General features: G+C 66.0%; 24 protein-coding genes. 7 read left to right on the top strand and 17 right to left on the bottom strand.

From position 1 onward, the window contains the following. A complete protein-coding gene (locus tag K0O64_RS09855; protein ID WP_071946431.1) occupies positions 1-885 on the bottom strand; it encodes a phosphoribulokinase in 885 nt (294 codons plus the stop codon). Between the two features lie 11 nt (positions 886-896). Continuing rightward, complete coding sequence (locus tag K0O64_RS09860) at positions 897-1,970, bottom strand: class 1 fructose-bisphosphatase (RefSeq protein ID WP_220046322.1); 1,074 nt, start codon at positions 1,968-1,970, stop codon at positions 897-899. 168 nt (positions 1,971-2,138) lie between these two features. Here K0O64_RS09860 and K0O64_RS09865 point away from each other — a divergent pair, with 168 nt between their 5' ends. Next, complete coding sequence (locus K0O64_RS09865; RefSeq protein WP_220046323.1) at positions 2,139-2,522, top strand: response regulator; 384 nt, start codon at positions 2,139-2,141, stop codon at positions 2,520-2,522. On the opposite strand, the gene K0O64_RS09870 is transcribed toward K0O64_RS09865, so the two are convergent. The 12 genes from K0O64_RS09870 to K0O64_RS09920 all read right to left on the bottom strand — a co-directional run bounded on the left by K0O64_RS09870 (position 2,519) and on the right by K0O64_RS09920 (position 11,883). After that, the gene (locus K0O64_RS09870; RefSeq protein WP_220046324.1) at positions 2,519-3,250 is read right to left on the bottom strand and encodes a DUF6390 family protein; all 732 of its coding nucleotides are present in this window, start codon (positions 3,248-3,250) and stop codon (positions 2,519-2,521) included. The two genes, K0O64_RS09865 and K0O64_RS09870, sit on opposite strands and share 4 nt — an antisense overlap. Further along, entirely contained in the window at positions 3,247-3,495 is a 249-nt protein-coding gene (locus K0O64_RS09875) for a HypC/HybG/HupF family hydrogenase formation chaperone (RefSeq protein WP_071946423.1), read from the bottom strand. The genes K0O64_RS09870 and K0O64_RS09875 overlap by 4 nt, the downstream gene beginning before the upstream one ends. Positions 3,496-3,499: 4 nt before the next feature. Further along, complete coding sequence (locus K0O64_RS09880; RefSeq protein ID WP_071946421.1) at positions 3,500-3,991, bottom strand: hydrogenase maturation protease; 492 nt, start codon at positions 3,989-3,991, stop codon at positions 3,500-3,502. Between the two features lie 7 nt (positions 3,992-3,998). Beyond that, positions 3,999-4,118 (bottom strand): DUF6893 family small protein, encoded by a 120-nt coding sequence (locus K0O64_RS30370; protein ID WP_096310999.1) that lies wholly within the window; start codon positions 4,116-4,118, stop codon positions 3,999-4,001. Then, complete coding sequence (locus K0O64_RS09885; protein WP_220046325.1) at positions 4,106-5,464, bottom strand: hypothetical protein; 1,359 nt, start codon at positions 5,462-5,464, stop codon at positions 4,106-4,108. The genes K0O64_RS30370 and K0O64_RS09885 overlap by 13 nt, the downstream gene beginning before the upstream one ends. Further along, positions 5,461-6,135: a DUF6084 family protein gene (locus K0O64_RS09890; protein WP_220046326.1), complete on the bottom strand. Its 675-nt coding sequence runs from the start codon at positions 6,133-6,135 to the stop codon at positions 5,461-5,463. The genes K0O64_RS09885 and K0O64_RS09890 overlap by 4 nt, the downstream gene beginning before the upstream one ends. Then, positions 6,132-6,761, bottom strand: coding sequence for a DUF5947 family protein (locus K0O64_RS09895; RefSeq protein ID WP_220046327.1), 630 nt, complete (start codon positions 6,759-6,761; stop codon positions 6,132-6,134). Before K0O64_RS09895 ends, K0O64_RS09890 begins: the two co-directional genes overlap by 4 nt. Next, positions 6,758-7,630 carry a NifU family protein gene (locus K0O64_RS09900; protein WP_220046328.1) on the bottom strand — a complete coding sequence of 291 codons (873 nt, stop codon included), beginning with the start codon at positions 7,628-7,630 and terminating at the stop codon, positions 6,758-6,760. The genes K0O64_RS09895 and K0O64_RS09900 overlap by 4 nt, the downstream gene beginning before the upstream one ends. Positions 7,631-7,633: 3 nt before the next feature. Next, on the bottom strand, positions 7,634-9,430 hold the full coding sequence (locus tag K0O64_RS09905) for a nickel-dependent hydrogenase large subunit (RefSeq protein WP_220046329.1): 1,797 nt from the start codon (positions 9,428-9,430) through the stop codon (positions 7,634-7,636). A gap of 26 nt (positions 9,431-9,456) precedes the next feature. Beyond that, complete coding sequence (locus tag K0O64_RS09910) at positions 9,457-10,512, bottom strand: NADH-quinone oxidoreductase subunit B family protein (RefSeq protein WP_071946409.1); 1,056 nt, start codon at positions 10,510-10,512, stop codon at positions 9,457-9,459. 231 nt (positions 10,513-10,743) lie between these two features. After that, positions 10,744-11,523: a hydrogenase nickel incorporation protein HypB gene (gene hypB, locus K0O64_RS09915; protein WP_220046330.1), complete on the bottom strand. Its 780-nt coding sequence runs from the start codon at positions 11,521-11,523 to the stop codon at positions 10,744-10,746. A 24-nt stretch (positions 11,524-11,547) separates the two neighbouring features. Beyond that, complete coding sequence (locus K0O64_RS09920) at positions 11,548-11,883, bottom strand: hydrogenase maturation nickel metallochaperone HypA (RefSeq protein ID WP_220046498.1); 336 nt, start codon at positions 11,881-11,883, stop codon at positions 11,548-11,550. Positions 11,884-12,102: 219 nt separating this feature from the next. Here K0O64_RS09920 and hypF point away from each other — a divergent pair, with 219 nt between their 5' ends. Genes hypF through K0O64_RS09945 form a run of 5 tightly spaced genes read left to right on the top strand, consistent with a single transcriptional unit; the run spans position 12,103 to position 17,861 of the window. Continuing rightward, positions 12,103-14,430, top strand: a complete 2,328-nt coding sequence (hypF, locus tag K0O64_RS09925) for a carbamoyltransferase HypF (protein ID WP_220046331.1) — start codon at positions 12,103-12,105, stop codon at positions 14,428-14,430. Beyond that, the gene (locus K0O64_RS09930; RefSeq protein WP_071946401.1) at positions 14,403-14,678 is read left to right on the top strand and encodes a HypC/HybG/HupF family hydrogenase formation chaperone; all 276 of its coding nucleotides are present in this window, start codon (positions 14,403-14,405) and stop codon (positions 14,676-14,678) included. Before hypF ends, K0O64_RS09930 begins: the two co-directional genes overlap by 28 nt. Beyond that, complete coding sequence (gene hypD / locus K0O64_RS09935) at positions 14,675-15,778, top strand: hydrogenase formation protein HypD (protein WP_220046332.1); 1,104 nt, start codon at positions 14,675-14,677, stop codon at positions 15,776-15,778. Before K0O64_RS09930 ends, hypD begins: the two co-directional genes overlap by 4 nt. Beyond that, a complete protein-coding gene (gene hypE, locus K0O64_RS09940; protein ID WP_071946397.1) occupies positions 15,771-16,841 on the top strand; it encodes a hydrogenase expression/formation protein HypE in 1,071 nt (356 codons plus the stop codon). The genes hypD and hypE overlap by 8 nt, the downstream gene beginning before the upstream one ends. 3 nt (positions 16,842-16,844) lie before the next feature. Further along, a complete protein-coding gene (locus K0O64_RS09945) occupies positions 16,845-17,861 on the top strand; it encodes an HAD-IIA family hydrolase (RefSeq protein ID WP_220046333.1) in 1,017 nt (338 codons plus the stop codon). 10 nt (positions 17,862-17,871) lie between these two features. Here K0O64_RS09945 and K0O64_RS09950 read toward each other — a convergent pair whose 3' ends face one another. Together K0O64_RS09950 and K0O64_RS09955 are read right to left on the bottom strand one after the other, a co-directional pair. Continuing rightward, entirely contained in the window at positions 17,872-18,426 is a 555-nt protein-coding gene (locus K0O64_RS09950) for an alpha/beta hydrolase (RefSeq protein WP_220046334.1), read from the bottom strand. Positions 18,427-18,437: 11 nt separating this feature from the next. Beyond that, on the bottom strand, positions 18,438-18,653 hold the full coding sequence (locus K0O64_RS09955; RefSeq protein WP_071946391.1) for a hypothetical protein: 216 nt from the start codon (positions 18,651-18,653) through the stop codon (positions 18,438-18,440). A 211-nt stretch (positions 18,654-18,864) separates the two neighbouring features. On the opposite strand from K0O64_RS09955, the gene gap reads away from it, so the two are divergent. Next, on the top strand, positions 18,865-19,887 hold the full coding sequence (gap, locus tag K0O64_RS09960; RefSeq protein WP_220046335.1) for a type I glyceraldehyde-3-phosphate dehydrogenase: 1,023 nt from the start codon (positions 18,865-18,867) through the stop codon (positions 19,885-19,887). 31 nt (positions 19,888-19,918) lie between these two features. On the opposite strand, the gene K0O64_RS09965 is transcribed toward gap, so the two are convergent. Beyond that, a complete protein-coding gene (locus K0O64_RS09965) occupies positions 19,919-21,163 on the bottom strand; it encodes a hypothetical protein (protein WP_220046336.1) in 1,245 nt (414 codons plus the stop codon). Positions 21,164-21,196: the final 33 nt, after the last annotated feature.

The following is a 21,196-nucleotide window of genomic DNA, read 5'->3' on the forward strand; positions in this document are numbered from 1 at the left end:
TCAGCGCACGGTCAGCTCAGCTTTGCGGCGTTCGAACAGCCGCAGCACCATCGGGGTGAAGATGAGCTGCATCGCCAGATCCATCTTGCCGCCGGGGCAGACGATGGTGTTGGCTCGGGACATGAACGAATCGTGCAGCATCGACAGCAGATACGGGAAGTCGATGCCGTGCGGGTCGCGGAACCGGATGATCACCATGGACTCGTCGGCCGTCGGGATCGACCGGGCGATGAACGGATTGGACGTGTCCACCATCGGGACACGCTGGAAGTTCACATCGGTATACGAGAACTGGGAACAGATGAAGTTCACGTAGTCGGGCATCCGGCGCAAGATGGTGTCGGTCACCGCTTCGGAGGTGTACCCGCGGGACACCTTGTCCCGGTGCAGCTTCTGAATCCACTCCAGGTTGATCACCGGGACCACGCCGATCTTCAAGTCCGCGTAGCGGGTGACGTCCACGTCCTCGGTGACGATCGCGCCGTGGAGACCCTCATAGAACAGCATGTCGGTGTCGTCGGGCAGCGTCTCCCATGGTGTGAAGGTGCCCGGCTCCTGGTTGTAGGGGGCAGCTTCGGTGGCGTCGTGTAAGTACTTGCGCACCTTGCCCGTCCCGGTCTCGCCGTAGGAGCAGAACAGATCCTGCAACTCGGTGAACAGATTGGACTCCGGCCCGAAATGACTGAACGTGTGGTCGCCGCGGGCGTGCGCGTCCGCGATCTGAAGCTTCATCTCGGCACGGTCGAAGCGGTGGAAGCTGTCGCCCTCCACGTAGGCCACGTTGATGCCTTCTCTGCGGAAGATCTGATCGAACGTGCGCATGACGGACGTCGTGCCGGCACCGGACGAGCCGGTCACCGAGATGATCGGATGAAGACGAGACATCGGAGCTCCTTTCAGCCCACCGAAGACCGGAAGAGGCCACGAATGCCGTACAGCGGCAGGCCGTCCGGCCTGTCATTGCTGTCGGTGTGGTAGTGCTCGATGCGCCGAACCTCCTCGGCGGCACCGAAGATCAGCGGAACCCGCTGATGCAGGCTCGTGGGTGGAACCTCGAGCAGGCGGCCACGGCCGGTGCTCGCCAGTCCGCCTGCCTGTTCAACCAGGAATGCGATCGGGTTGGCCTCGTAGAGCAGGCGAAGCCGGCCCGGTTTCGACGGGTCTTTCGAATCGCGCGGGTAGAGGAACACCCCGCCGCGGGTCAGGATGCGGTGGGTCTCGGCGACCAGCGACGCCACCCAGCGCATGTTGAAATCCTTGGCTCGCGTGCCCGTCTGGCCGGCCAGGCACTCGTCGATGTAACGCTGCACCGCCGGCTCCCAGAACCGGCGGTTTGAGGCGTTGATCGCGAATTCTCCTGTGTGGCTGGGAATCGTGATCTGTGCACGACTGAGGAAGAACTCACCCAAACCGGGATCGAGGGTGAACGCGTACACACCGGTCCCGACGGTCAGCACCAGCATGGTGGACGGGCCGTAGATCGCGTACCCCGCGCACACCTGCTCGGTGCCCGGCTGCAGAAAGTCCTCCAGCGAGGGGTCGGCACCCGGATTCGGCGCGCGCAGGATCGAAAAGATGCTGCCGACAGAGACATTGACGTCGATATTGGACGAGCCGTCCAGCGGGTCGAAGATCAGCAGGTACTTCCCTCGCGGATACTGGATCGGCAGGGGATAGGGGTCGTCGATCTCCTCCGAGACCATCCCGGCCACCTGTCCGCCCCATTCGCAGGCCCGCAGGAAGTACTCGTTGGCCAGCACGTCGAGCTTCTGCTGCACTTCACCTTGAACGTTCACGGCGTCAGCGGAGCCCAGGACGCCGCCGAGTTCACCCTGGGCCACCCGGTTCGAGATCGCCTTGCAGGCAAGGGCAACATCGAGGATCAACGCGTTGAGTTCGCCGCTGGCATCGGGGTGGTGGCGGCGCTCCTCGATCAGGAATCGCACCAGCGTGGTGTGGTTCGCGAGCATGACCTGCGGCCTCCTTATCGGTCCTCGCGCGCGGGATAACCCGCGACCTCGAGTCGATTCGATGGTCCCGGAGACACGAGCGTCCGCCCATCCCCCGGGCGGGTGGCCCGACGGGGGGATGGTGTATTGCCGTGTCACCGAACGCGATTGCTGGCTTACGCTCTCACCATGACCACACCCGTCTCCGTGCTGGTGTACAGCGACAACCGTGCAGCACGACAGCGCGTCATCGCGGCACTGGGATCCCGCCCGGCGGGGGATTTGCCCGATTTCTGCTACCGCGAGGTGGCGACTCCGGCGATGCTCCTGCAGTGCATGGATTCCGGTGACATCGATGCGGCGATTCTCGACGGTGAAGCCACTCCCGCGGGAGGGATGGGGATCGCCAAGCAGCTCAAGGATGAGCTCGACCTATGCCCCCCGCTGATCGTCCTGACCGGCAGGGCAGGCGACGACTGGTTGGCGCGCTGGTCGCGCGCCGACGCGGCCGTGCCGCATCCCATCGATCCCGTGGCACTGACGGCGGCCGTGATCGGTGTGCTGCGGCGCTAGCGGCGCACCGAGTTCACCAGTTCGAGCGTCGACGCCGTAGCTGCCGCCAGTGCGGTGACCTCTTGCTCGCTGAGCCGGCCGCATGTCCAATCCCAGTGGGCAGCGATCCTATCGCCACTTTCCGGTCGTGGCGCCAGCGTGATTCCATCGCGCCGCCAGCGTGCCGTCTCGAGCACCTCGGCACCGAGGAACAGGCGGTATCCGTCGAACTGCAGCGGCTGGGAAAGCAAACCGAGATGTTCGTCGTCGACCCAGTCGACCGTTCCCCAGCGGATCCGGCACGCCTGCAGTATCCGCAGCGGTGTGGTCGGGTCGCCGCTGAGGAACCGTATCCAGGGATAGACGACTAACACGTGAAAACTGTGATGGGCCAGGCCGTGGGAGCCGACGCTGTCGAGTATGCCGGTGGGCTGGTTGGCGAAAAGGGTGCGCAGCCTCGCGGTGAGGGTGCCGCAATTCACTGCGTCGAGCAGCGGTCCGCCCACCCAGTAGCTGCGCACCACCTCGGTGTCGAGCGGATCGTCGATACCGGCCGCTGCCGCGATTTCTTCGAGGTATGCCCAGGCGCCGTCGAAACCCTGGGCATGTCCGGCGACGTCGGCACGCGAGCGGCCGGACAGGAGAACCGACGCATCCGGAGGCCCGCAGTAGCCCAGCTCGTTGGGTGGGAAAGCGAAGCGGGCGAACAACTCCCATCCCACAGCATCGGCCGTCAGTCGTGCCGTCACGGGGCCTCGTCGATTCCGCTGCCCATCAGCCGCAGACCGGTCAGCGCCGCCTCGGCGCCCCGTTCATCGGTCTTCTCGACCACGAAGCCCATGTGAATGATGACCCAGTCACCCGGAGCGAATGTCTCCTCGGGCAGCATGCCGATGTTCACGCGGCGCGACTCGCCGGCGACATCGGCTAGGACCAGCTGGCCCCCGTAACCCTCGACGAGGCTGATCACCTTACCGGGTATGCCCAGGCACATCTGCTCACACCTCCTGCGCCGTATATCGTTGCCGCACCATCACGATCGCCGCTCGAACAGCGTCCACCGCCGCGGGAACGGCCGCGCGGACCGGCTCGCTCAACCCGATTCCGTCGGCGATGTCGGCGACCTCGCAGCCGACCACAACAGTGGGAGGCGCGGTCCCGCCCAGGGCTCTCAGACTGGCGAACACCGCGCCGGGGTCCATACTGTGGGCATCCAGCGCGGTGGCCAGGCAGGAGGTCTCGTGATCGGCAGTGAACACGTGCACCGTGCCGGGCGAGCCCCGGTCGGGCAGGGCGTCGACGAGGACGAGCGCCGACCAGGCGTCGAGCAGGTCGTAAGCCAAATGCATGCCACCGATTCCGTAGTCGGTGACCCGCAAGTCCGGCTCGGCGCCATCGGTTGCGTAGAGCAGGCGGACCACTTCTGACCCGAACCCGTCGTCGCCGAGGAAGATGTTCCCGATTCCAGCGACCAGGATGCGTGACGGCATTGGATCGCTACATGTGCCGGATCCGCAGGTAGCGCTGGACGTCGGGGATAGAACGGACCCCGATCACCGCGCCGGCCACTATGGCTGCTGCGACCACGCACGTGGCGACCCACCCTATGACTGCCATGCCGAACTCCTTTCGTGATCAGACGTTTGCAGGTCGAGCGGCTCGACCTCGTCAGGAGCGAAGTAGAGGTAGCGTCCGTACCACTCGTGCAGGTCGGCGGCGGGATCGTCGTCGACTACCACGCCGACATGCGTGTTGCCGTCGACGTCTTGGTGGACAGAGGTGACGTGCGCGTTCCGTCCGGTCACGAAGATGTCCTGGGCGTCGGCGCGGCGACTGGGCCGAAGCCGCACGCGGCTACCACGGGCCACCGGTACACCGGAGATCAGGACGGCGTCGACCTCTGGACGTACCTCCTCGTCTGCTAACGGATCCCACCAGTTGACACCGTCGGGAACTTCGGGGACGAGCCCTGCGGGGGGCGTCGTCCCGGCACGCGGGTCACGGAGCACACCGTGCAGCCGTTGCATCGCCTCGGGCGACATTGCATCGCAGCGGTCGATTATCGCGGCCGCCAGCGGGTCAGTGGCGCGCGCTTGCGACTTTTCCTCGTCGGTCATGGTCATCACCCGCAGGGTGAGGATCTCGTCGATCTCCGTCGAATCGTAGAGGGCGCCGTTGCTCTGCTCGGCCACCTGGGGATGGTCGTACAGGATGATCGGCGAGATCAGCAGGAGGTCGTTCTCGCCGGGTGCGCCGGCGAGCACGGGAAAGCATCTGCGGTGCCGGCATCGCGTCACGGCGGCGGTCGCGTCCGGTGGCGGTTCCAGCAACGAGACGAACTGCCCGCCAGTGGATTCGGCGATGACGTGCGTGCCGATCATCGAGCCGGCGATCGCGCCGGCTGGATCGGCGGCTGGTGCCGTAATGTTCTCGACCGAGAGGCTGATGCGGTGCAGATGGTCGTCGCGGACCGCGTCGACGGTCACCTCAGCAGATAGGTCACGTCGGGTACGTACCAGCCGGCCCCCGCTGATTTCCTCGACAGCGGTCCCTCCGGATACCGCCAAGGGCAGTGTCCACGATCGATGCTTGTCATCGAGTTTTAGTGTGCCGATGTTGATTTCGCATTCCACGGCCTCATCCCAGCTCAGCCAGTGTCCGCCGGGTGTCCGGAGTTCGTCGACGGGGACCCAGCTCCCGTCCTCGAGGGTCTCGGTCTGACGGCGCTGTAGCTGAAGAAACCGTACGACCAGCGTAAGGCTGCCACCACCCGCGATCAGGAACTGGGTGTCCAGCGACCTTTCCTCGCCGATCCCGGCTTCCGCGGCGCCCGGCGGACCGAGAACGCCGAACTGCCAGCGACATTGATTCTTCGGCGACGATGCCCGGTAGGGATACAGCAGATATCCCTCGTAGAGCACTGCGTCGGCGATGGTGCGGGCCCGGTCCCAGCCGGTGTTCACGGTCTCTCCCGGCCGGATCCGTTGGTGCACAGCATGGGCTGCGCGGTGCCGCTCAGCAGTGCGGCGACCGCCTCATCGACACTGAGCAGACCGCGCGCCGACTTGAACGAGCACAGCTCAGCGATGGTGTCCTTCGACAGACGCACCCAACCGGAGTCCGGATAGTGCTGATGGACCAGGTCGCGCCACACGGCGACCGGCATGTCGAAGGAGTCCTCGCACTCCCAGGACACCTGTCGTACGCGCAGTGTCGGCTCGCCGGCATCGAAAATTGTCCCGCTGAACAGGAATTGCAGGGGGATCACGCCGTCGCGCAACGCGTGGAAGTACTTGGCCCCGGCGACCTCGACGTCGTAGGTGCACGCCAGCGGCAGAGTTACCCGAGTCGTCCCGACGAAGCCGGGCACCATGGCTGCCGCGTGCAGCCACAGGAAATTGCGTTGAGTGGCTGCCCAGCGTTCGCGGGGGCCGAACAAGTCGAGCAGCCCAGCCGCCTCCTCGTCGGTATAGGAGCGACGGGGCGGGTCGATGCGGACCTGGCAGCGCAGTGCGATGGCCTGAATCGGTGCTTCACCGGCGGTGGTGATGCCGATCTCGGCGGCCAAAATGGGTGTCACCGCGTAACGTTCGGGCGTCACGTCGAGCACCTGGAATGTCACGTCCGCTGTCATGGCAGTCGCACCGCACTGCGCGCGGCGACCCCGGCGAAGAAACTATCGATGAACTCCCGTGCCTGAGTGCCGCCATCGAATCCCCGCCAGAGCAGGCGCAACCCGCCGACGAATTCGTAGCAGGCGTCGATCGGTACCAGGAAACATTCGGGAGTCCCCCCGGAATCGGGGACCCGCACCAGAAGTGCCTCGACGTCGTCGGCGAGCAGACCTACCCGCGGATCACCCGCCACCGCCGACCAGGCCGCCATGTCCAATTCGGATTCGGTGGCGCCCGCAGGTCCTGGATAGAACGCCACGGTGCGGTCCAGCCCGGAGTTGCGGAAGAAGAACGCGAAACCCACCGGGATCTGTAGCGCCTCCCACCGCGCACGGCCCAGCGTGAAGTCGGGGAACGACAGGTAGCGGTCGGGCACCGCCCGGTACCGCAGCGCGGCAGCGGCATCGGTGAACAGCAGATAGCAACCACGGCACACACACATCAGCTGGCGCGCGGCGACATTCACGACGTGTTGATGTCGGTCGGCGATGGGGTCGGCGCACATCTCGCACCGTTCGTCCGTGGACGGCGCCGCCGTGCGCGTGCTGCGGATCCTGGCCAATACCTCCATAGTTGACGTGGTCATGCCGAGGCTCCGATCGGTTCACCCGTCACGGCAAGGGACAGCACACCATCTCGGGTGAGCATCGGCACCGGTTCGAGATGTTCACCGGTACCGGCGACTCCGACGCCGGCGTGGAGGACGTCGTAGCGCGCGTGACACCGCGGGCACCGCAGAACATCACCCGACAGGCGTGCACCGGCCAGGGAACCGGCGCAACCCGGGCAGAAATCGAGGTAAGCGAGCACCTTCTCGGCAGCTCGGCAGGCCAGCACGACCGTGTCGCCGACTGCGAAACCCGCGACCTCACCGGGTTCCAGCTCGGCAAGTTCGGGCACCGGGTGCCAGGTGGTTCGGTGACCGCCGGTGTCCTGGAGCCGTGACATCAGCGACGCGGCCGGAAAGAGCGTGGTACCGGCAGCCGGTTCCGCGGGCACGACCTCGATTGTGGTGATCTCCGGCGCACTGGCTCGAACGGCGTCCTCGACCGTCAGCTCCAGCGTGCGCGCCGACGAGGGGCAGCTCTTGCAGCTCCCCGAAAATGACAGCCGCACAACCCCGTTGCTGACATCCAGCAGCTGGACATCGCCGCCGTGTGACCCGAGGTAGGGCCGGACGCTGTCCAGGGCGTGCGACACTCGGCGCGTCACATCATGCGGATGCACGCCGTGCACCAGCAGCAAGCTGGCGATCAGGTCGTCGGCCGCCAGCCGATCGGTTGCCGCCCCATCGACAAGCTCGATGACCCGGGCAAGCGCGGTCCCATACAGATCAACCACTTCACGCACCAACTGCTCGGCGCGTGCCGAGGCGATCGGGCCGCCGACCGCGCTGGCGTCCAGCAGGCTTTGTATCCGTTCACCCGCCGACCGCCAGTGCGAATCTGCGTCCATCCGTCACTCCCCGGTCAGCGATTGCGTCGGGGTGTGCAGCTTGTCCAGCGACTTGCCGTCGCCCAGGTACATGTGCACCCCGCAGGGCAGGCATGGGTCGAAACTGCGGACCGTGCGCATGATGTCGATGCCCTTGAAGTTCTCCCGATCGTTCTCCTCGAAGATGGGTTGGCCCTGCACCGCATCCTCGTACGGACCCGGGGTGCCGTAGCTGTCGCGAGGATTGGCATTCCACGGCGTTGGGGGATAGGGGTGGTAATTCGCAATCTTGCCGTCCCGGATCACCATATGGTGGCTCAGCACACCACGCACCGCCTCGGTGAAGCCGCACCCGATGCCTTCGTCGGGGACGTCGAACTTCTCCCACGTTTTGGTGCGCCCGGCCCGGATCTCGACGAGGGCTTTCTCCGCGAAGTGCAGCGCGCATGCCGCGGCGTAGGCCTGGAAGTAGGTGCGAGCCCGGTTGCGTTCGATGGTGTTGCTGCCGTGGACCGGTATCTTCCACTCGAATTCGACGGGACCCTTGAGGGCTGTCTTGGGGAAATTGATCTGGACACTGTTGCCGGTGGCTTTGACGTAGCCGACGTCGACCAGCCCCGCCAGCGCCGTCGACCAGAGCCGGGCCAGGGGGCCGCCACCGGTGTCCAGAGCCAGATGGTCGGTGCCGTCGAACCACCGAGGTGACATCACCCAGCTGTAGTTGTCGTCGAAGTCGCGCTTCTGGGGCCGGGGGTTCGTGTGCTGGTTCCACGGGTGTCGGCGGTCCACCCGATTTCCCAGCGGGTCGGTGTGCACGAACATCTCCTGGTCGTTCCAGTCGTCATAGTAGGAGTGCCCCAACAGGATTCGGATACCGAGGTTGATGTCGACCAGCGAGGTGGTGACCAGTTTGCCGTCAACCACCACACCAGGGGTGACGAACATCGCCCGGCCCCAATCCTCCATGTCCTTATATGCGAAGTTGCACACTTCGGGATCCTGGAACGAGCCCCAGCACCCCAACAGCGTGCGGCGCAGGCCGACTTTCTCGTAGCCAGGCAGTGCCTCGTAAAAGAAGTCGAAGAGGTCGTCGTGCATGGGCACGACCTTCTTCATGAACTCGACGTAACGCATGAGCCGGGTCATGTAGTCGGTCATCAGTTGGATCGTGGCTGTCGTGCCAATTCCGCCGGGATACAGGGTCGACGGGTGTACGTGCCTGCCTTCCATGAGGCAGAACATCTCTCGGGTGTATCGGCTGACCTGCAGCGCCTCCCGGTAGAACTCGCCGGTGAACGGGTTGAGCGCGCGCATGATGTCGGCGACCGTGCGATAGCCGTGCATATCGGCGTGCGGTGCCACGGCATTTTCTGCCTTGGTCAGCACACTGGGGTTGGTCTCGGAGACCATCTTCTCGCAGTAGTCGACGCCGACCAGATTCTCTTGAAAGATGTTGTGGTCGAACATGTATTCCGCAGCCTCGCCTAGGTTGATCAACCATTCGCCCAGGTGCGGCGGCTTGACTCCGTAGGCCATGTTCTGGCAGTAACACGAGCAGGTGGCGTGATTGTCACCGCAGATGCCGCAGATCCGGCTGGTGATGAAGTGTGCGTCGCGCGGGTCTTTGCCCTTCATGAAGAGCGAGTAACCGCGGAAGATCGACGATGTGCTGTGACACTCGACGACTTCCCGGTTGTCGAAGTCGATCTTGGTGTAGATGCCGAGGCTGCCGACGATCCGGGTGATGGGATCCCACGCCATTTCGACGAGGGCGCCCGGTTCGTTCTTGATCTGCGACGGCTCAGGAATGATCGTTGTCATCGAACTACTACCTTCGATCCAATTGATTACCAGGTGCGCCGGGCACCCGTGGTGAGTTCCTTGCCCTTGTGCCGCCACCGCGGCTCTTTATCGACTGTGCGGCCCGTGATTTCGCGCAAGTTACGGATCACCGAACCGTAGAGCCCTGAAGCCGCTGTGGACAGCTTGCCGCCGGGCGGCTCGTCCATGAACGGCATGAATTTGTCCGGGAAGCCCGGCATGGTGCAGCCGATGCAGATGCCGCCGACATTCGGGCATCCACCGACGCCGTTGATCCAGCCACGTTTGGGCACATTGCATTTCACGACGGGGCCCCAGCATCCAAGCTTGACGATGCACTTTGGCGAACCGTACTCGGTGGCGAAATCGCCCTGTTCGTAATACCCGGCCCGATCGCACCCCTCGTGAACGGTCTTGCCGAACAGCCATTGTGGACGCAGTGCGTCGTCGAGCGGGATCATCGGCGCTTGCCCGGTCGCCATGTAAAGCAGATAGGTCAGCGTCTCCGACAGGTTGTCTGGGTGGATCGGGCAACCCGGTACACAGACGATGGGAATGCCGGCCTTGCTTTTCCAGTCCCAGCCGAGGTAATCCGGAACGCCCATGGCGCCGGTGGGATTTCCAGCCATCGCGTGGATGCCCCCGTAGGCAGCGCAGGTTCCCACCGCCACCACCGCGGTGGCCTTGGGCGTCAGTCTGTCCAGCCATGCGCTCGTGGTCATCGGCTGGCCGGTCGCGGGATCGTTGCCGAAGCCGCACCAATACCCTTCGGTATGTAATTGTTCGTTGGGGATCGAGCCCTCGACGACGAGCACGAACGGCTCCAACTCACCCCGGTCGGCCCGGAAGAACCATTCAAGGAAGTCATCCGCACCGCCACTGGGGCCGCACTCGAAATCGATCAGTGGCCAATGCACCGCGACTTGGGGCAGGCCCGGCAACGCGCCGAGGGCGATCTCTTCGACGCTGGGTTGGGTGGCGGCAGTCAACGCCACCGAATCACCATCGCAACTGAGGCCTGCATTGATCCAGAGGACGTGGATCAGAGTTTGTTCCGCTTTGACTGCTGCTTCCGTCGGCATGCTCGCAGCTTCCCGGGACGGGAGTCGTCCGTCCCTGGCGCCGCCGGAGTCGACCGTCGGCCCTCTTGCGCGGCGTTAGTTTCTGGGTCTACTCCCAGGCCAGGTCGTTGTCAACGCTTGCGAATTGGTGGGAGAAGGCTGGCCGTGCGTCCTCGAAGTCTGATAAACCGGTAAAGAGCAGCCAGCTGCGAAAAACCCGGTACGCGCGTTAATTTCGACGTCGCGCGTAGGTCAGCGTTGTGTCGCGGAAGTGAAGTTACGGAGCCAATCGAACCAATCGGACATACCCTCCCCGGTGCGTGCGCTCACCGGCAGGATCGTCGCCGTCGGATTCACCTCGCGGACCCGGGACACATAGGTGTCGACATCGACATCGAGGTGCGGAACGAGGTCGATCTTGTTCAGCAGCACGATGTCGACCGAACGAAACATCACCGGATACTTCAGCGGCTTGTCCTCGCCTTCGGTCACCGAGTAGACCATCGCCTTGGCGTGCTCACCAACATCGAACTCCGCGGGACAGACAAGATTGCCGACATTCTCGATGATCACCAGATCCAGTAGCGGCAGGTCCAAACCCTGCAGTGCGCGGTTGACCATCGGTGCATCCAGGTGGCACTCGCCGCCGAAGCCGTTGTTGGTGTTCAGCAGAGAGATCTGCGCACCGCGGCCACCGAGCTTCGCCGCGTCCAGATCGGTGGCGATATCACCTTCGATCACACCGACGGCGAAATCGTTCGCCAACTCGTCGAGGGTCGCGGCCAGCACCGTCGTCTTTCCCGATCCCGGCGAACTCATCAGGTTTAGCGCCCGGATTCCGTTGCTCTCGAAGGCTGCCCGGTTGATGTCGGCCCGGGTGTCGTTCTCGGCGAAGATGTGTTCGAGCACCTCGACCCGCTGCGAGCCGGTGGAGTAACCACTGTGGTCGCCGTGATCGTGGGAATGGTGCCCGTGCTCGTCGTGCTCGTGGCTGTGCTCGGTGCCGTCGTCGTGGCGGTGGAACCTACCCATGCTGAAAACCTTTCGCTTCCCCGGTCACGTCACGTCCAGTGAGGTGACCAGGAACTCGTTGCCCCGAACGACCTCCACGTCGGCGCTCTCGCAGCGCGGGCAGCACACGCTCCATCGGGAGGTGATCTCCGAATGCTCTCCGCAGCCGCGGCAGTCCACCTCGGCAGCGACGAATTCGAGCTCCAACTCGGCCTCGGGCATGCTTTCGTCGTCGCGGACCAGCGTCCAGCAGAACGAAAGTGAGTCGGGCACCACCTGACGCAGCGCGCCGATCTGCACCCGCACCACATCGACCCGCCGGCCGGCCGCGTAGGGTCTCACCACCCCGGCGATCGCGTGGCACAGCGACAATTCGTGCATTGTCGGTCTTTCCATTCTCCGAGTCGGGCAGGTCTGCACCCTACAGCGCGGCGCGGGCGCAGCCGAGGGCCTTTTGGACGGAAAAACGCAGACTTTCGCTGCGAAATTGTGATTGTGGTCATCACGAGGCGGGTTTAGCGTTGGTGTGATCTACCCGCGTGGACAGCCCATCGACGCGAGTGGCCTTCTGTTTCGGCGGGCTGAGGTGACAGCGATCCGATGATGGTGCGAGTGCATCTGAACATCACCGGTGTGGTGCAGGGCGTCGGGTTTCGACCGGCGGTCGCGCGGATCGCCGCCGAGTTCCGGCTGGGTGGATTTGTGTACAACGACGCCGGCTCGGTCCACTGTGAGTTGGAGGGCCCGGCCGCCGATGTGGAAGCGGCGATCGCGGCGATCCGGGACCGCACACCACCGGCGGCGCGCATCGACCGCGTGCACGCCCGGTACGTGGACCCGAACGGCGCCAACGGGTTTGATATCGTCGGCAGCCAACAGGGTGACGAGTCGCGCACCCTGGTACCACCGGACATCGCGGTGTGTGCGGACTGCCTGCGCGAGATGCGCGACCCGGCGGACCGCCGCCACGGGCACCCGTTCATCACGTGCACCAACTGCGGGCCGCGCTACACCGTGATCACCGACCTGCCATACGACCGTCCTGCGACGACAATGGCCGGCTTCCCAATGTGCCCGGCGTGCGACGCGGAGTACCACGATCCACTGGATCGCCGCTATCACGCGCAGACGATCGCCTGCCCGGACTGCGGGCCCCGGCTGCGCTGGCAGCCCGTGGGCGGCCCCGCCCGGGACGATGACCCGATCGGTGCGGCGGTCGCCGCGCTGCGGGACGGGCTGATCGTCGCGGTCAAGGGGATCGGCGGCTTCCACCTGGCCTGCCGCGCCGACGACGCCGCCGTCGTGGCAGAGCTGCGCCGACGGAAGAGCCGGCCGGCCAAACCGTTCGCAGTGATGGCCGCGGATGTCGGGGCCGCCGGCGAGATCGCGGTGCTCGACGACGCGGGGGTCGACGCCCTGACCTCACCGTCGGCGCCGATCGTGTTGGTGGCCCGCCGGGGGAGCGGCATCGCCGACGAGGTGGCGCCCGGCCTGACCGAGCTGGGCGTGATGCTGGCCTACTCGCCGGTGCACCACCAGCTGTTCGACCGGCTCGGCTCTGTGCCGCTGGTGATGACCTCGGCCAACCGGGGCGGATCCCCGATCGTGTTCCGCGACGACGACCTGGACTGGATCGAGGGGCTCGCCGACGCGGTGCTCACCCACGACCGGCCCATCTATGTGTCGTGCGAGGACTCGGTGGTCACCATCGACAACGGCAACGAGGTGCCGTTGCGTCGCTCCCGCGGCTACGCCCCGCTCCCGGTGTCGGTGCCCGGGCCGCTGCCCGATCGCGTCATCCTCGCCACCGGCGGCGACCTGAAGACGACGTTCTGCCTGGTTGGCGCGGACGGGCACGCGCACATGTCGTCGCATCTCGGCGATATGGCGGACCCGCGCACGCAAGTCTGCTTCGAGTCGGCGCTGGAGCATCTGGCGTTCATGACCGATCGCACACCCGACGTGATCGCCTGCGATATGCACCCCGGGTACGCCACCACCGCGTGGGCACACCGTTACGCCCTCGGTCGGCCCGTCGTCGCCGTCCAACACCATCACGCGCACGCGGTCGCCCTGCTTGCCGAGCATCGGCGGCTGGGCACGCCGGTCATCGCGGTCACCTATGACGGCACCGGCTACGGCACCGACGGCACCATCTGGGGCGGTGAACTTCTGGCGATCACCGATGCTTCTCACTTCACCCGGGTCGGCCACCTGCGGGAGTTCGCACTGCCTGGCGGCGACGGTGCGGTCCGTCACCCAGCCCGCACCGCGTTGGATCTCTTGTACCGGGCCGGTATCGAGTGGACGGGCGAGCTGCCGCCGGTGGCGAGCTTCGACGAAACCGCGCTGCACATACTTCGCCAGCAGATCCCTCGCGGTCTCGGCTGCGTCCGCACCACCAGCATGGGCCGATTGTTCGATGCGGTGGCAAGCCTGCTCGGCGTATGTCAGGAGGTCAGCTACGAAGGGCAGGCCGCGATCGAGTTGGAGCATCTGGCCCGCCACGGACACCCCACCGCGCTGAATTTCGATGTCGCCGACGGTGTCCTGGATCCCGCGCCGGTGATCGCCGGAATCGTCGAGGGCATGCGGTCTGGCACCGCGCTCGCCGATCTGGCTGCCGGTTTCCACCAGGCGGTGATCCGTGCGACCGCGGTGGCAGCCGCCGAAAGTGCTCGGGCGGCGGGCGTTTCGGTCATCGGGTTGACCGGTGGCGTGTTCGCGAATCGCCTTCTGCTGCAGGGGCTGCGGCACACGCTCACCGAGGACGGGTTCGACGTCCTCAGCCACCGAATCGTCCCCTGCAATGACGGTGGCCTGGCGCTGGGCCAGGCCACCATCGCCGCCGCGCTGCTCGCCGACGAGTACGCAGCGGCTGTACCGGAAAGGAATGGCGTATGTGCCTCGGAATCCCCGGCAAGGTGATCGAAATCTGGGAGGAGGCCGGCACCCGGATGTCGACCGTCGACTTCGGCGGCACCACCAAGACGGTGTGCCTGGCGTATCTGCCCGATATGGAGATCGGTGAATACACCATCGTTCATGCGGGTTTCGCGATCACCCGGCTCGATGAAGCATCGGCCAACGAAACGTTGAAGATGTTCGAAGACCTCGGCGTGCTCGACGAAGAACTCGGCGGCACCGAAGGGCAGGGCAGGAGGGAACCGGCATGAAGTACCTCGACGAATTCCGCGATCCGGCCGCCGCCAGAAACCTGGTCGACGCGATCCGGCGGCGCGCCACCCGAACCTGGACCATCATGGAAGTCTGTGGTGGGCAGACGCATTCAATCATCCGCAACGGCATCGACCAGTTGCTCGACGGCGCAGTGGAATTCATCCACGGGCCCGGCTGCCCGGTGTGCGTCACCCCGCTGGAGATGATCGACCGGGCACTGGAGATCGCCGCGCGCGACGACGTGATCTTTTGTTCGTTCGGTGACATGCTGCGGGTGCCCGGCAGCCGCCACGACCTGTTCAGCGTGCGTGCCCGCGGCGGCGACGTCCGCATCGTCTACTCGCCGTTGGACGCCACCCGGATCGCCGCCGACAACCCCGACAAGCAGGTGGTGTTCTTCGGCGTGGGATTCGAAACCACCGCACCGGCCAACGCCATGGCGGTGCTGCACGCACAGCGACTCGGCCTGACCAATTTCTCAGTGCTGATCTCGCATGTGCTGGTTCCCCCGGCGATGACCGCGATCCTGAGCTCACCCACCAACCGGGTGCAGGGCTTCCTGGCTGCGGGTCATGTCTGCACGGTGATGGGCACGGGTGAATACGGCCCGCTCGTCGAGCGGTTCGGAGTGCCCATCGTGGTAACCGGATTCGAGCCTCTCGATCTGCTCGAGGGAGTGCGCCAGGTCGTCGATCTGCTCGAATCAGGCAAGGCCGAATTGCGCAACGCCTATCCGCGGGCGGTGAGCGACGCCGGAAACACGGTGGCGCAGCAGACACTCGCCGACGTGTTCTCGGTGGTCGATCGGCAGTGGCGTGGCATCGGCATGATTCCCAAGTCGGGGTGGGCGCTGTCGCCGCGCTATGCCGAGTTTGACGCCGAGCTCAAGTTCGGCGTAGGTCACCTGCAGGTGCAGGAGTCGGCCGAATGCCACAGCGGCGAGGTGTTGCAGGGTCTGCTCAAGCCCAACCAGTGCCCGGCGTTCGGCAAGACATGCACGCCCCGCACGCCGTTGGGCGCCACCATGGTGTCCAGCGAGGGAGCATGTGCGGCCTACTACCAGTTCCGCCGGCTGGAGACCGCCGCCAATGTCTGATTCGGTCGGCATCGATCCGTCGGACTGGGTGTGCCCGTTGCCACTGCGGGAGACCAAGCGGATCGTGCTGGGCCACGGCGGCGGCGGGATCCTCTCCGAAGAGCTGATCGAGAATCTTTTTCTGCCGGCGTTCGGATCGGCGGGCGGGCCGGCCCGCGACTCCGCAGTCCTGTCCGTCGCCGGCGGACGTATCGCGCTGACCACCGACTCCTACGTGGTGAACCCGTTGTTCTTCCCCGGCGGCAACATCGGCGATCTGGCCGTCAACGGCACGATCAACGATCTGGCGTGCAGCGGTGCGCAGCCTCTGGGGCTGACGGCGGGATTCATCATCGAGGAAGGTCTGGAGCTCGAGGTGCTCGGCGCCATCGCCCAGACGATGGGCAAGGCGGCCACCGAGGCCGGGGTTGGCATCGTCACCGGCGACACCAAAGTCGTCGGAAAGGGCAGCGCCGATGGGCTTTTCATCAACACCGCCGGGGTCGGTGTGGTACCTGACGGGGTGCGTATCGGACCCGAGCAAGCTCGCCCGGGCGACCACGTGATCGTGTCGGGCGCCATTGGCGAGCACGGTGTGGCGATCATGAGCGTGCGCGAGGGCATCGACTTCGGGACGACGGTGACCACCGACAGCGCGCCGTTGCATCTGCTGGTCGCGGCGATGCTCGCCGCAGTCCCAGACCCGAATGCCGTACACGTGCTGCGCGATCCCACCCGCGGTGGGTTGGTGGCGTCCACCGTCGAGATCGCCCGGACCGCGGGTGTCGGAGTCGAACTCGACGAGCAGCTCATCCCCGTGCCGGACACGGTCGCGTCGGCCTGCAGCTTCCTGGGTCTCGATCCGCTCCAGGTCGCCAACGAGGGCAAGCTGGTGGCATTCGTCGACCCGGCACACAGCGAAGCGGTATTGGCGGCCATGCGATCCCGACCTGAGGGCAACGGGGCGGTGATCATCGGCCGCGCGGTCGAGGAGCACCCGGGCATGGTGGTCGGTCGCACCCCGTTCGGCACCACCAGAGTGATCGAACGTGAACTGGGCGAACAGCTTCCGAGAATTTGTTGATCGATGACAAATGTCGACGACCGGACGGCTGAGGCGTCCGAGTCCCTCGCCGCTGCGCATGACTGCCTCCTGCTGGATCTAGACGGAACGGTCTTCCGCGGTCACTCGCCCACCCCGGGGGCGGTGGCAGCGCTAGCGGCCGCCGGCGCGCGCAAAGTCTTCGTGACCAACAACGCGTCCCGAAGCGCCGGCGAGGTCGCAGATCACCTGGTGGGCATCGGGTTCGCGGCGGAACCGGGCGATGTCTTGACCAGCGCCCAGAGCGCCGCGCGTGCACTGAGCCGCCAACTGCCGCCCGATTCCAGGGTTCTGGTGGTGGGCACCGATTCGCTTGCCGCCGAGATCGCTCTCGTCGGGCTGCGGCCGGTGCGTTCCCACAGCGACGAACCCGTCGCTGTGGTGCAGGGCCATTCACCTCACACGTGTTGGGCAGACCTGGCGGAGGCCACGCTTGCCATTCGCGATGGTGAATTGTGGGTTGCGACGAATGCCGACGTGACCCTGCCGACCGAACGCGGATTGTTGCCGGGCAACGGTTCGATGGTGGCAGCGCTGCGAGCCGCGACCGGGGTGGAGCCCCAGGTGGTCGGCAAGCCAGCGCCCACGATGCTTCGAGATGCTCTGGCTCGCGGCATGTCCCACGCACCATTGGTCGTGGGTGATCGGCTCGACACCGACATCGCGGCAGCCAATGCCGCCGGTCTACCGAGCATGCTCGTGCTCAGCGGTGTGAGTACACCGGCAGATCTGATCCTCGCGCCTGAAGGTCGACGCCCCACATACCTTGCCGAAGACCTGCGTGGCCTCCACGAACCGTTGTCCCGCATGCGGGTCGGCCCACAACCTGGTTGGAACGCGACTGTTGCCGACGGTGCCGTGACGGTGACGTCCCTGGGTGGCGGCGACGCACTGTCGGCGCTGCGGGTAGTCGCGGACTCGGTGTGGCGAGACGGGGCCTCCATTGTGATGGCCGGTGACCGGCGCAGTCGAGAGGCCCTGAAGCGCTGGGGCTTTGGTTAGCGTGCCGATGTCAGCATGACAGTGCCCGCATCACGATCTCGGTGGCCAGTTGCGCGGTGAAGTGCTGCGAACTGGGCGGCCCGGCAAGGTCGACGAGTCGAAAGTCCGCGTGCACGTGACGTCTGCTCGCACGGGCAACGCCGTGTGCCGATCTGCCCTCGACCAGAACAGTGGTGTCGACGACTACCGCGGGGCAATCACCGTCCCGCACGATGCCGTCGGAATCGGGCACCCGCGGGTGGCCGCGATCGATGACCACCAGCCCGGTGAAACGCTCGCGATGGGCCGCCGCGAGATCCCATGCCAATTCCGCCCCGGCGCCGTCACCGACGAGCAGTCCGCTCGTGATCCGCAGGTCGTCCAGGAACCCGATGATCGACTTCGCGTTCAGCCCGTCGACGATTGGGACAGTGACGATGCGAAACATCGCAACCTGCAGGCGTTCCCGTAAGGCGTCTTGAGCTACCGGGTTTCGGGCCGGTTCTTCGAGCATGATGATCGTGCGGCCCAACGGCGGGCCGGACAGCGTCACCGACACCATCGCGCCGTCGATGGCGCTCATCATTCGTTGGAGGCTCACAGTGTTCCGGCGGCTGAAATCACCCAGACCGGCCGGCGCGTGGGGTCGATGACCTCGCGACCGCCGTGGTCGTACTGAACGAGTATGTGCCCGGCCGAGATTGACCGGATCCTGCCGGGATTGCCGTACACGCCTGATGCCACTCGCACCCGATCACCCGTGGACAGCCGGCGAGAGCTGAGCCCGGCGGTGCTGCGTAAGTGCGTGATCATCGCTGTGCTCCTTCGTCTTCATACCAGCGGATGGGTCCAGGTTGTCGATCGACGGCCATGGCAACCACCCCGTGGTGGGGGTCGTCCGGGGTGATATCGCGGTACCGCACATCGGTATCCCACGGTGGTCCCCCCAATCTGGGGGACACCACCCGCGTGCGGCGACCTCTACGGTGTGGCGGTACTGCGAACACTCGACAGGAGAGACAACGTGACCATCCGGGTTGGCGTTAATGGCTTCGGCCGTATTGGCCGTAATTTCTTCCGGGCTCTGGATGCGCAGAAGGCGCAGGGCAAGAACACCGATGTCGAGATCATCGCGGTCAATGATCTGACCGATAACGCGACGCTGGCGCATTTGTTGAAGTTCGACTCGATTTTGGGCCGGCTGCCCTATGAGGTGAGCCTGGAGGGCGAGGACACCATCGTCGTCGGTGAGACGAAGATCAAGGCGCTGGAGGTCAAGGCCGGCCCGGCCGAACTGCCGTGGGGCGATTTGGGTGTCGACATCGTGGTCGAGTCGACCGGGATCTTCACCAAGCGCGATAAGGCCCAGGGCCACCTGGATGCCGGGGCCAAGAAGGTCATCATCTCCGCGCCGGCCACCGATGAGGACATCACGATCGTGCTCGGGGTCAATGACGACAAGTACGACGGCAGCCAGAACATCATCTCCAACGCCTCGTGCACCACGAACTGCTTGGGCCCGCTGGCCAAGGTCCTCAATGACGAGTTCGGCATCGTCAAGGGTTTGATGACCACGATCCACGCCTACACCCAGGATCAGAACCTGCAGGACGGCCCGCACAGTGATCTGCGCCGGGCCCGCGCCGCGGCGTTGAATATCGTGCCGACCTCGACCGGTGCGGCCAAGGCCATCGGTCTGGTGCTGCCGGAGCTCAAGGGCAAGCTCGACGGGTACGCGCTGCGGGTTCCGATCCCCACCGGTTCGGTCACCGACCTGACCGCCGAGTTGAGCAAGTCGGCCAGCGCCGCCGACATCAATGCCGCGATGAAGGCTGCTGCTGAGGGCAAGCTCAAGGGCATCCTGAAGTACTACGACGCCCCGATCGTCTCCAGCGATATCGTCACCGACCCGCACGGCTCGATCTTCGACTCCGGTCTGACCAAGGTCATCGACAACCAGGCCAAGGTCGTGTCCTGGTACGACAACGAATGGGGCTACTCCAACCGCCTCGTGGACCTGGTCGCACTGGTCGGCAAGTCCCTCTAACAACCATGGCCGTCAGGGCCTTAGCGCGCAGCTACCCTCGCGGCTCGTCGACCCAGAGGGGCGGCCGTGCCGCGTGCTGGTCGTGGTGGGTGCCGTCGCTCGCCGACGCAGCCGACCACGCGGTGCCCTCACAGACCAGGTCGTGAGGGAGCGGTATCTGGTCGGGTAGCAGCCCTCCGCCCGGCACAGCGTCGACAAGGGCCTGAACCGGCAGCGGCGGAGCCAGTGCCGCAGTGTCGGGCAATGTGGTCAGGGCAGCCGGAATCGGCGGGGCCGCAACAGGTCCCGCGGGGGCGGCGACGACGGGAACGGGGGCGCCGAGGGGGAGCGGTGCCGGCGGCACGACCACGGGAACCGCAGCGGGTGGGACCGGAGCCGGGATGGCGGCCGCGGAGTCGACGACCGGAGCGGCCATCGGTGCCGCCGCGGCGTCAGGCACCGCTGCCGCAGCTTCCGGGGCAGGCGCGATCGCTGTTGCCGGCGGCGGAGCCGCATCGACGTTGAGCGAGAACAGCTCCGGCCCCGCAGCCGGTGCGGTCGGCGGCGGTGCGGGAGCAGCAGGTACCGCGGCGGCCTCCACGACGGGTGCGGCCTCGGCGACCGGTGCGGCGTCGGCGACGGGAGCCGCGACCGGTGGCACGGGCGAAATGTCGGCCACCGGAGTCACATCGGTGATCGGAGGAGCGGTTACCGGTGGCGCCACAACTGGCGGTGCGGGTGCCTCGAAAGGTGCGGCGGGCAGAACCGGGGCAGCAACAGGAACCGGGGCTGCAGCCGGAACCGGGGCAGCAACAGGAACCGGTGCGGCGGCAGGAATCGGGGCTGCCACGGGAACCGGTGCTGCAGCTGGAATCGGGGCCGCCGCAGGCACAGCGGGGACTACGACCGGAGCGGGAGCCACTGGTACCGGTAGCACTGCCGCCGGAACGACGGGTACCGCGGCCGGCGGTGCCGGGGCCAGCGCGCTGTCGGCGATCGGCGCGGCGACCACCGGTGCGGCAGCGACCGGAGCCGGAGCCGCGACGGGCGCTGCCGCGACCGGCACCGCGACGGGTGCGGCGACCGGCGCTGCTGGCGCTGCCGCTGCGTCCGGCAGTGCGCCGGTGAGCATCTCCGGCAACACTTCCGGGGCGGCCGCGAGCTGCTCAATGATGCTGCCGCAGGGTACTCCTGGGGTCGCCGCCGGTTCCGCGCCCGCCAGGGGACTGGCACACCAGCTCGACAAGATCAACGCGGCGACGCCGGCCGACACCTGGCGGTGGATGTTCGGTGACAACGCTTCCCCGTCCGTGTCGATCTTGATTGGCCA

The sequence above is a fragment of the Mycolicibacterium pallens genome, from assembly GCF_019456675.1.
Lineage (GTDB): Bacteria > Actinomycetota > Actinomycetes > Mycobacteriales > Mycobacteriaceae > Mycobacterium > Mycobacterium crocinum.

Bases quoted from the DNA above. Each gene is read 5' to 3' on its own strand.
- K0O64_RS30370 (WP_096310999.1), bottom strand. From the start codon at position 4,118: ATGGCAGTCATAGGGTGGGTCGCCACGTGCGTGGTCGCAGCAGCCATA.
- K0O64_RS09945 (WP_220046333.1), top strand. From the start codon at position 16,845: ATGACAAATGTCGACGACCGGACGGCTGAGGCGTCCGAGTCCCTCGCC.
- hypE (WP_071946397.1), top strand. From the start codon at position 15,771: ATGTCTGATTCGGTCGGCATCGATCCGTCGGACTGGGTGTGCCCGTTG.
- K0O64_RS09865 (WP_220046323.1), top strand. From the start codon at position 2,139: ATGACCACACCCGTCTCCGTGCTGGTGTACAGCGACAACCGTGCAGCA.
- K0O64_RS09920 (WP_220046498.1), bottom strand. From the start codon at position 11,883: ATGCACGAATTGTCGCTGTGCCACGCGATCGCCGGGGTGGTGAGACCC.
- K0O64_RS09930 (WP_071946401.1), top strand. From the start codon at position 14,403: ATGTGCCTCGGAATCCCCGGCAAGGTGATCGAAATCTGGGAGGAGGCC.
- K0O64_RS09860 (WP_220046322.1), bottom strand. From the start codon at position 1,970: ATGCTCGCGAACCACACCACGCTGGTGCGATTCCTGATCGAGGAGCGC.
- K0O64_RS09875 (WP_071946423.1), bottom strand. From the start codon at position 3,495: ATGTGCCTGGGCATACCCGGTAAGGTGATCAGCCTCGTCGAGGGTTAC.
- K0O64_RS09855 (WP_071946431.1), bottom strand. From the start codon at position 885: ATGTCTCGTCTTCATCCGATCATCTCGGTGACCGGCTCGTCCGGTGCC.
- K0O64_RS09910 (WP_071946409.1), bottom strand. From the start codon at position 10,512: ATGCCGACGGAAGCAGCAGTCAAAGCGGAACAAACTCTGATCCACGTC.
- K0O64_RS09890 (WP_220046326.1), bottom strand. From the start codon at position 6,135: ATGACAGCGGACGTGACATTCCAGGTGCTCGACGTGACGCCCGAACGT.
- K0O64_RS09895 (WP_220046327.1), bottom strand. From the start codon at position 6,761: ATGACCACGTCAACTATGGAGGTATTGGCCAGGATCCGCAGCACGCGC.
- K0O64_RS09880 (WP_071946421.1), bottom strand. From the start codon at position 3,991: ATGCCGTCACGCATCCTGGTCGCTGGAATCGGGAACATCTTCCTCGGC.
- hypD (WP_220046332.1), top strand. From the start codon at position 14,675: ATGAAGTACCTCGACGAATTCCGCGATCCGGCCGCCGCCAGAAACCTG.
- K0O64_RS09955 (WP_071946391.1), bottom strand. From the start codon at position 18,653: ATGATCACGCACTTACGCAGCACCGCCGGGCTCAGCTCTCGCCGGCTG.
- K0O64_RS09905 (WP_220046329.1), bottom strand. From the start codon at position 9,430: ATGACAACGATCATTCCTGAGCCGTCGCAGATCAAGAACGAACCGGGC.
- hypB (WP_220046330.1), bottom strand. From the start codon at position 11,523: ATGGGTAGGTTCCACCGCCACGACGACGGCACCGAGCACAGCCACGAG.
- hypF (WP_220046331.1), top strand. From the start codon at position 12,103: ATGATGGTGCGAGTGCATCTGAACATCACCGGTGTGGTGCAGGGCGTC.
- K0O64_RS09900 (WP_220046328.1), bottom strand. From the start codon at position 7,630: ATGGACGCAGATTCGCACTGGCGGTCGGCGGGTGAACGGATACAAAGC.
- K0O64_RS09950 (WP_220046334.1), bottom strand. From the start codon at position 18,426: ATGATGAGCGCCATCGACGGCGCGATGGTGTCGGTGACGCTGTCCGGC.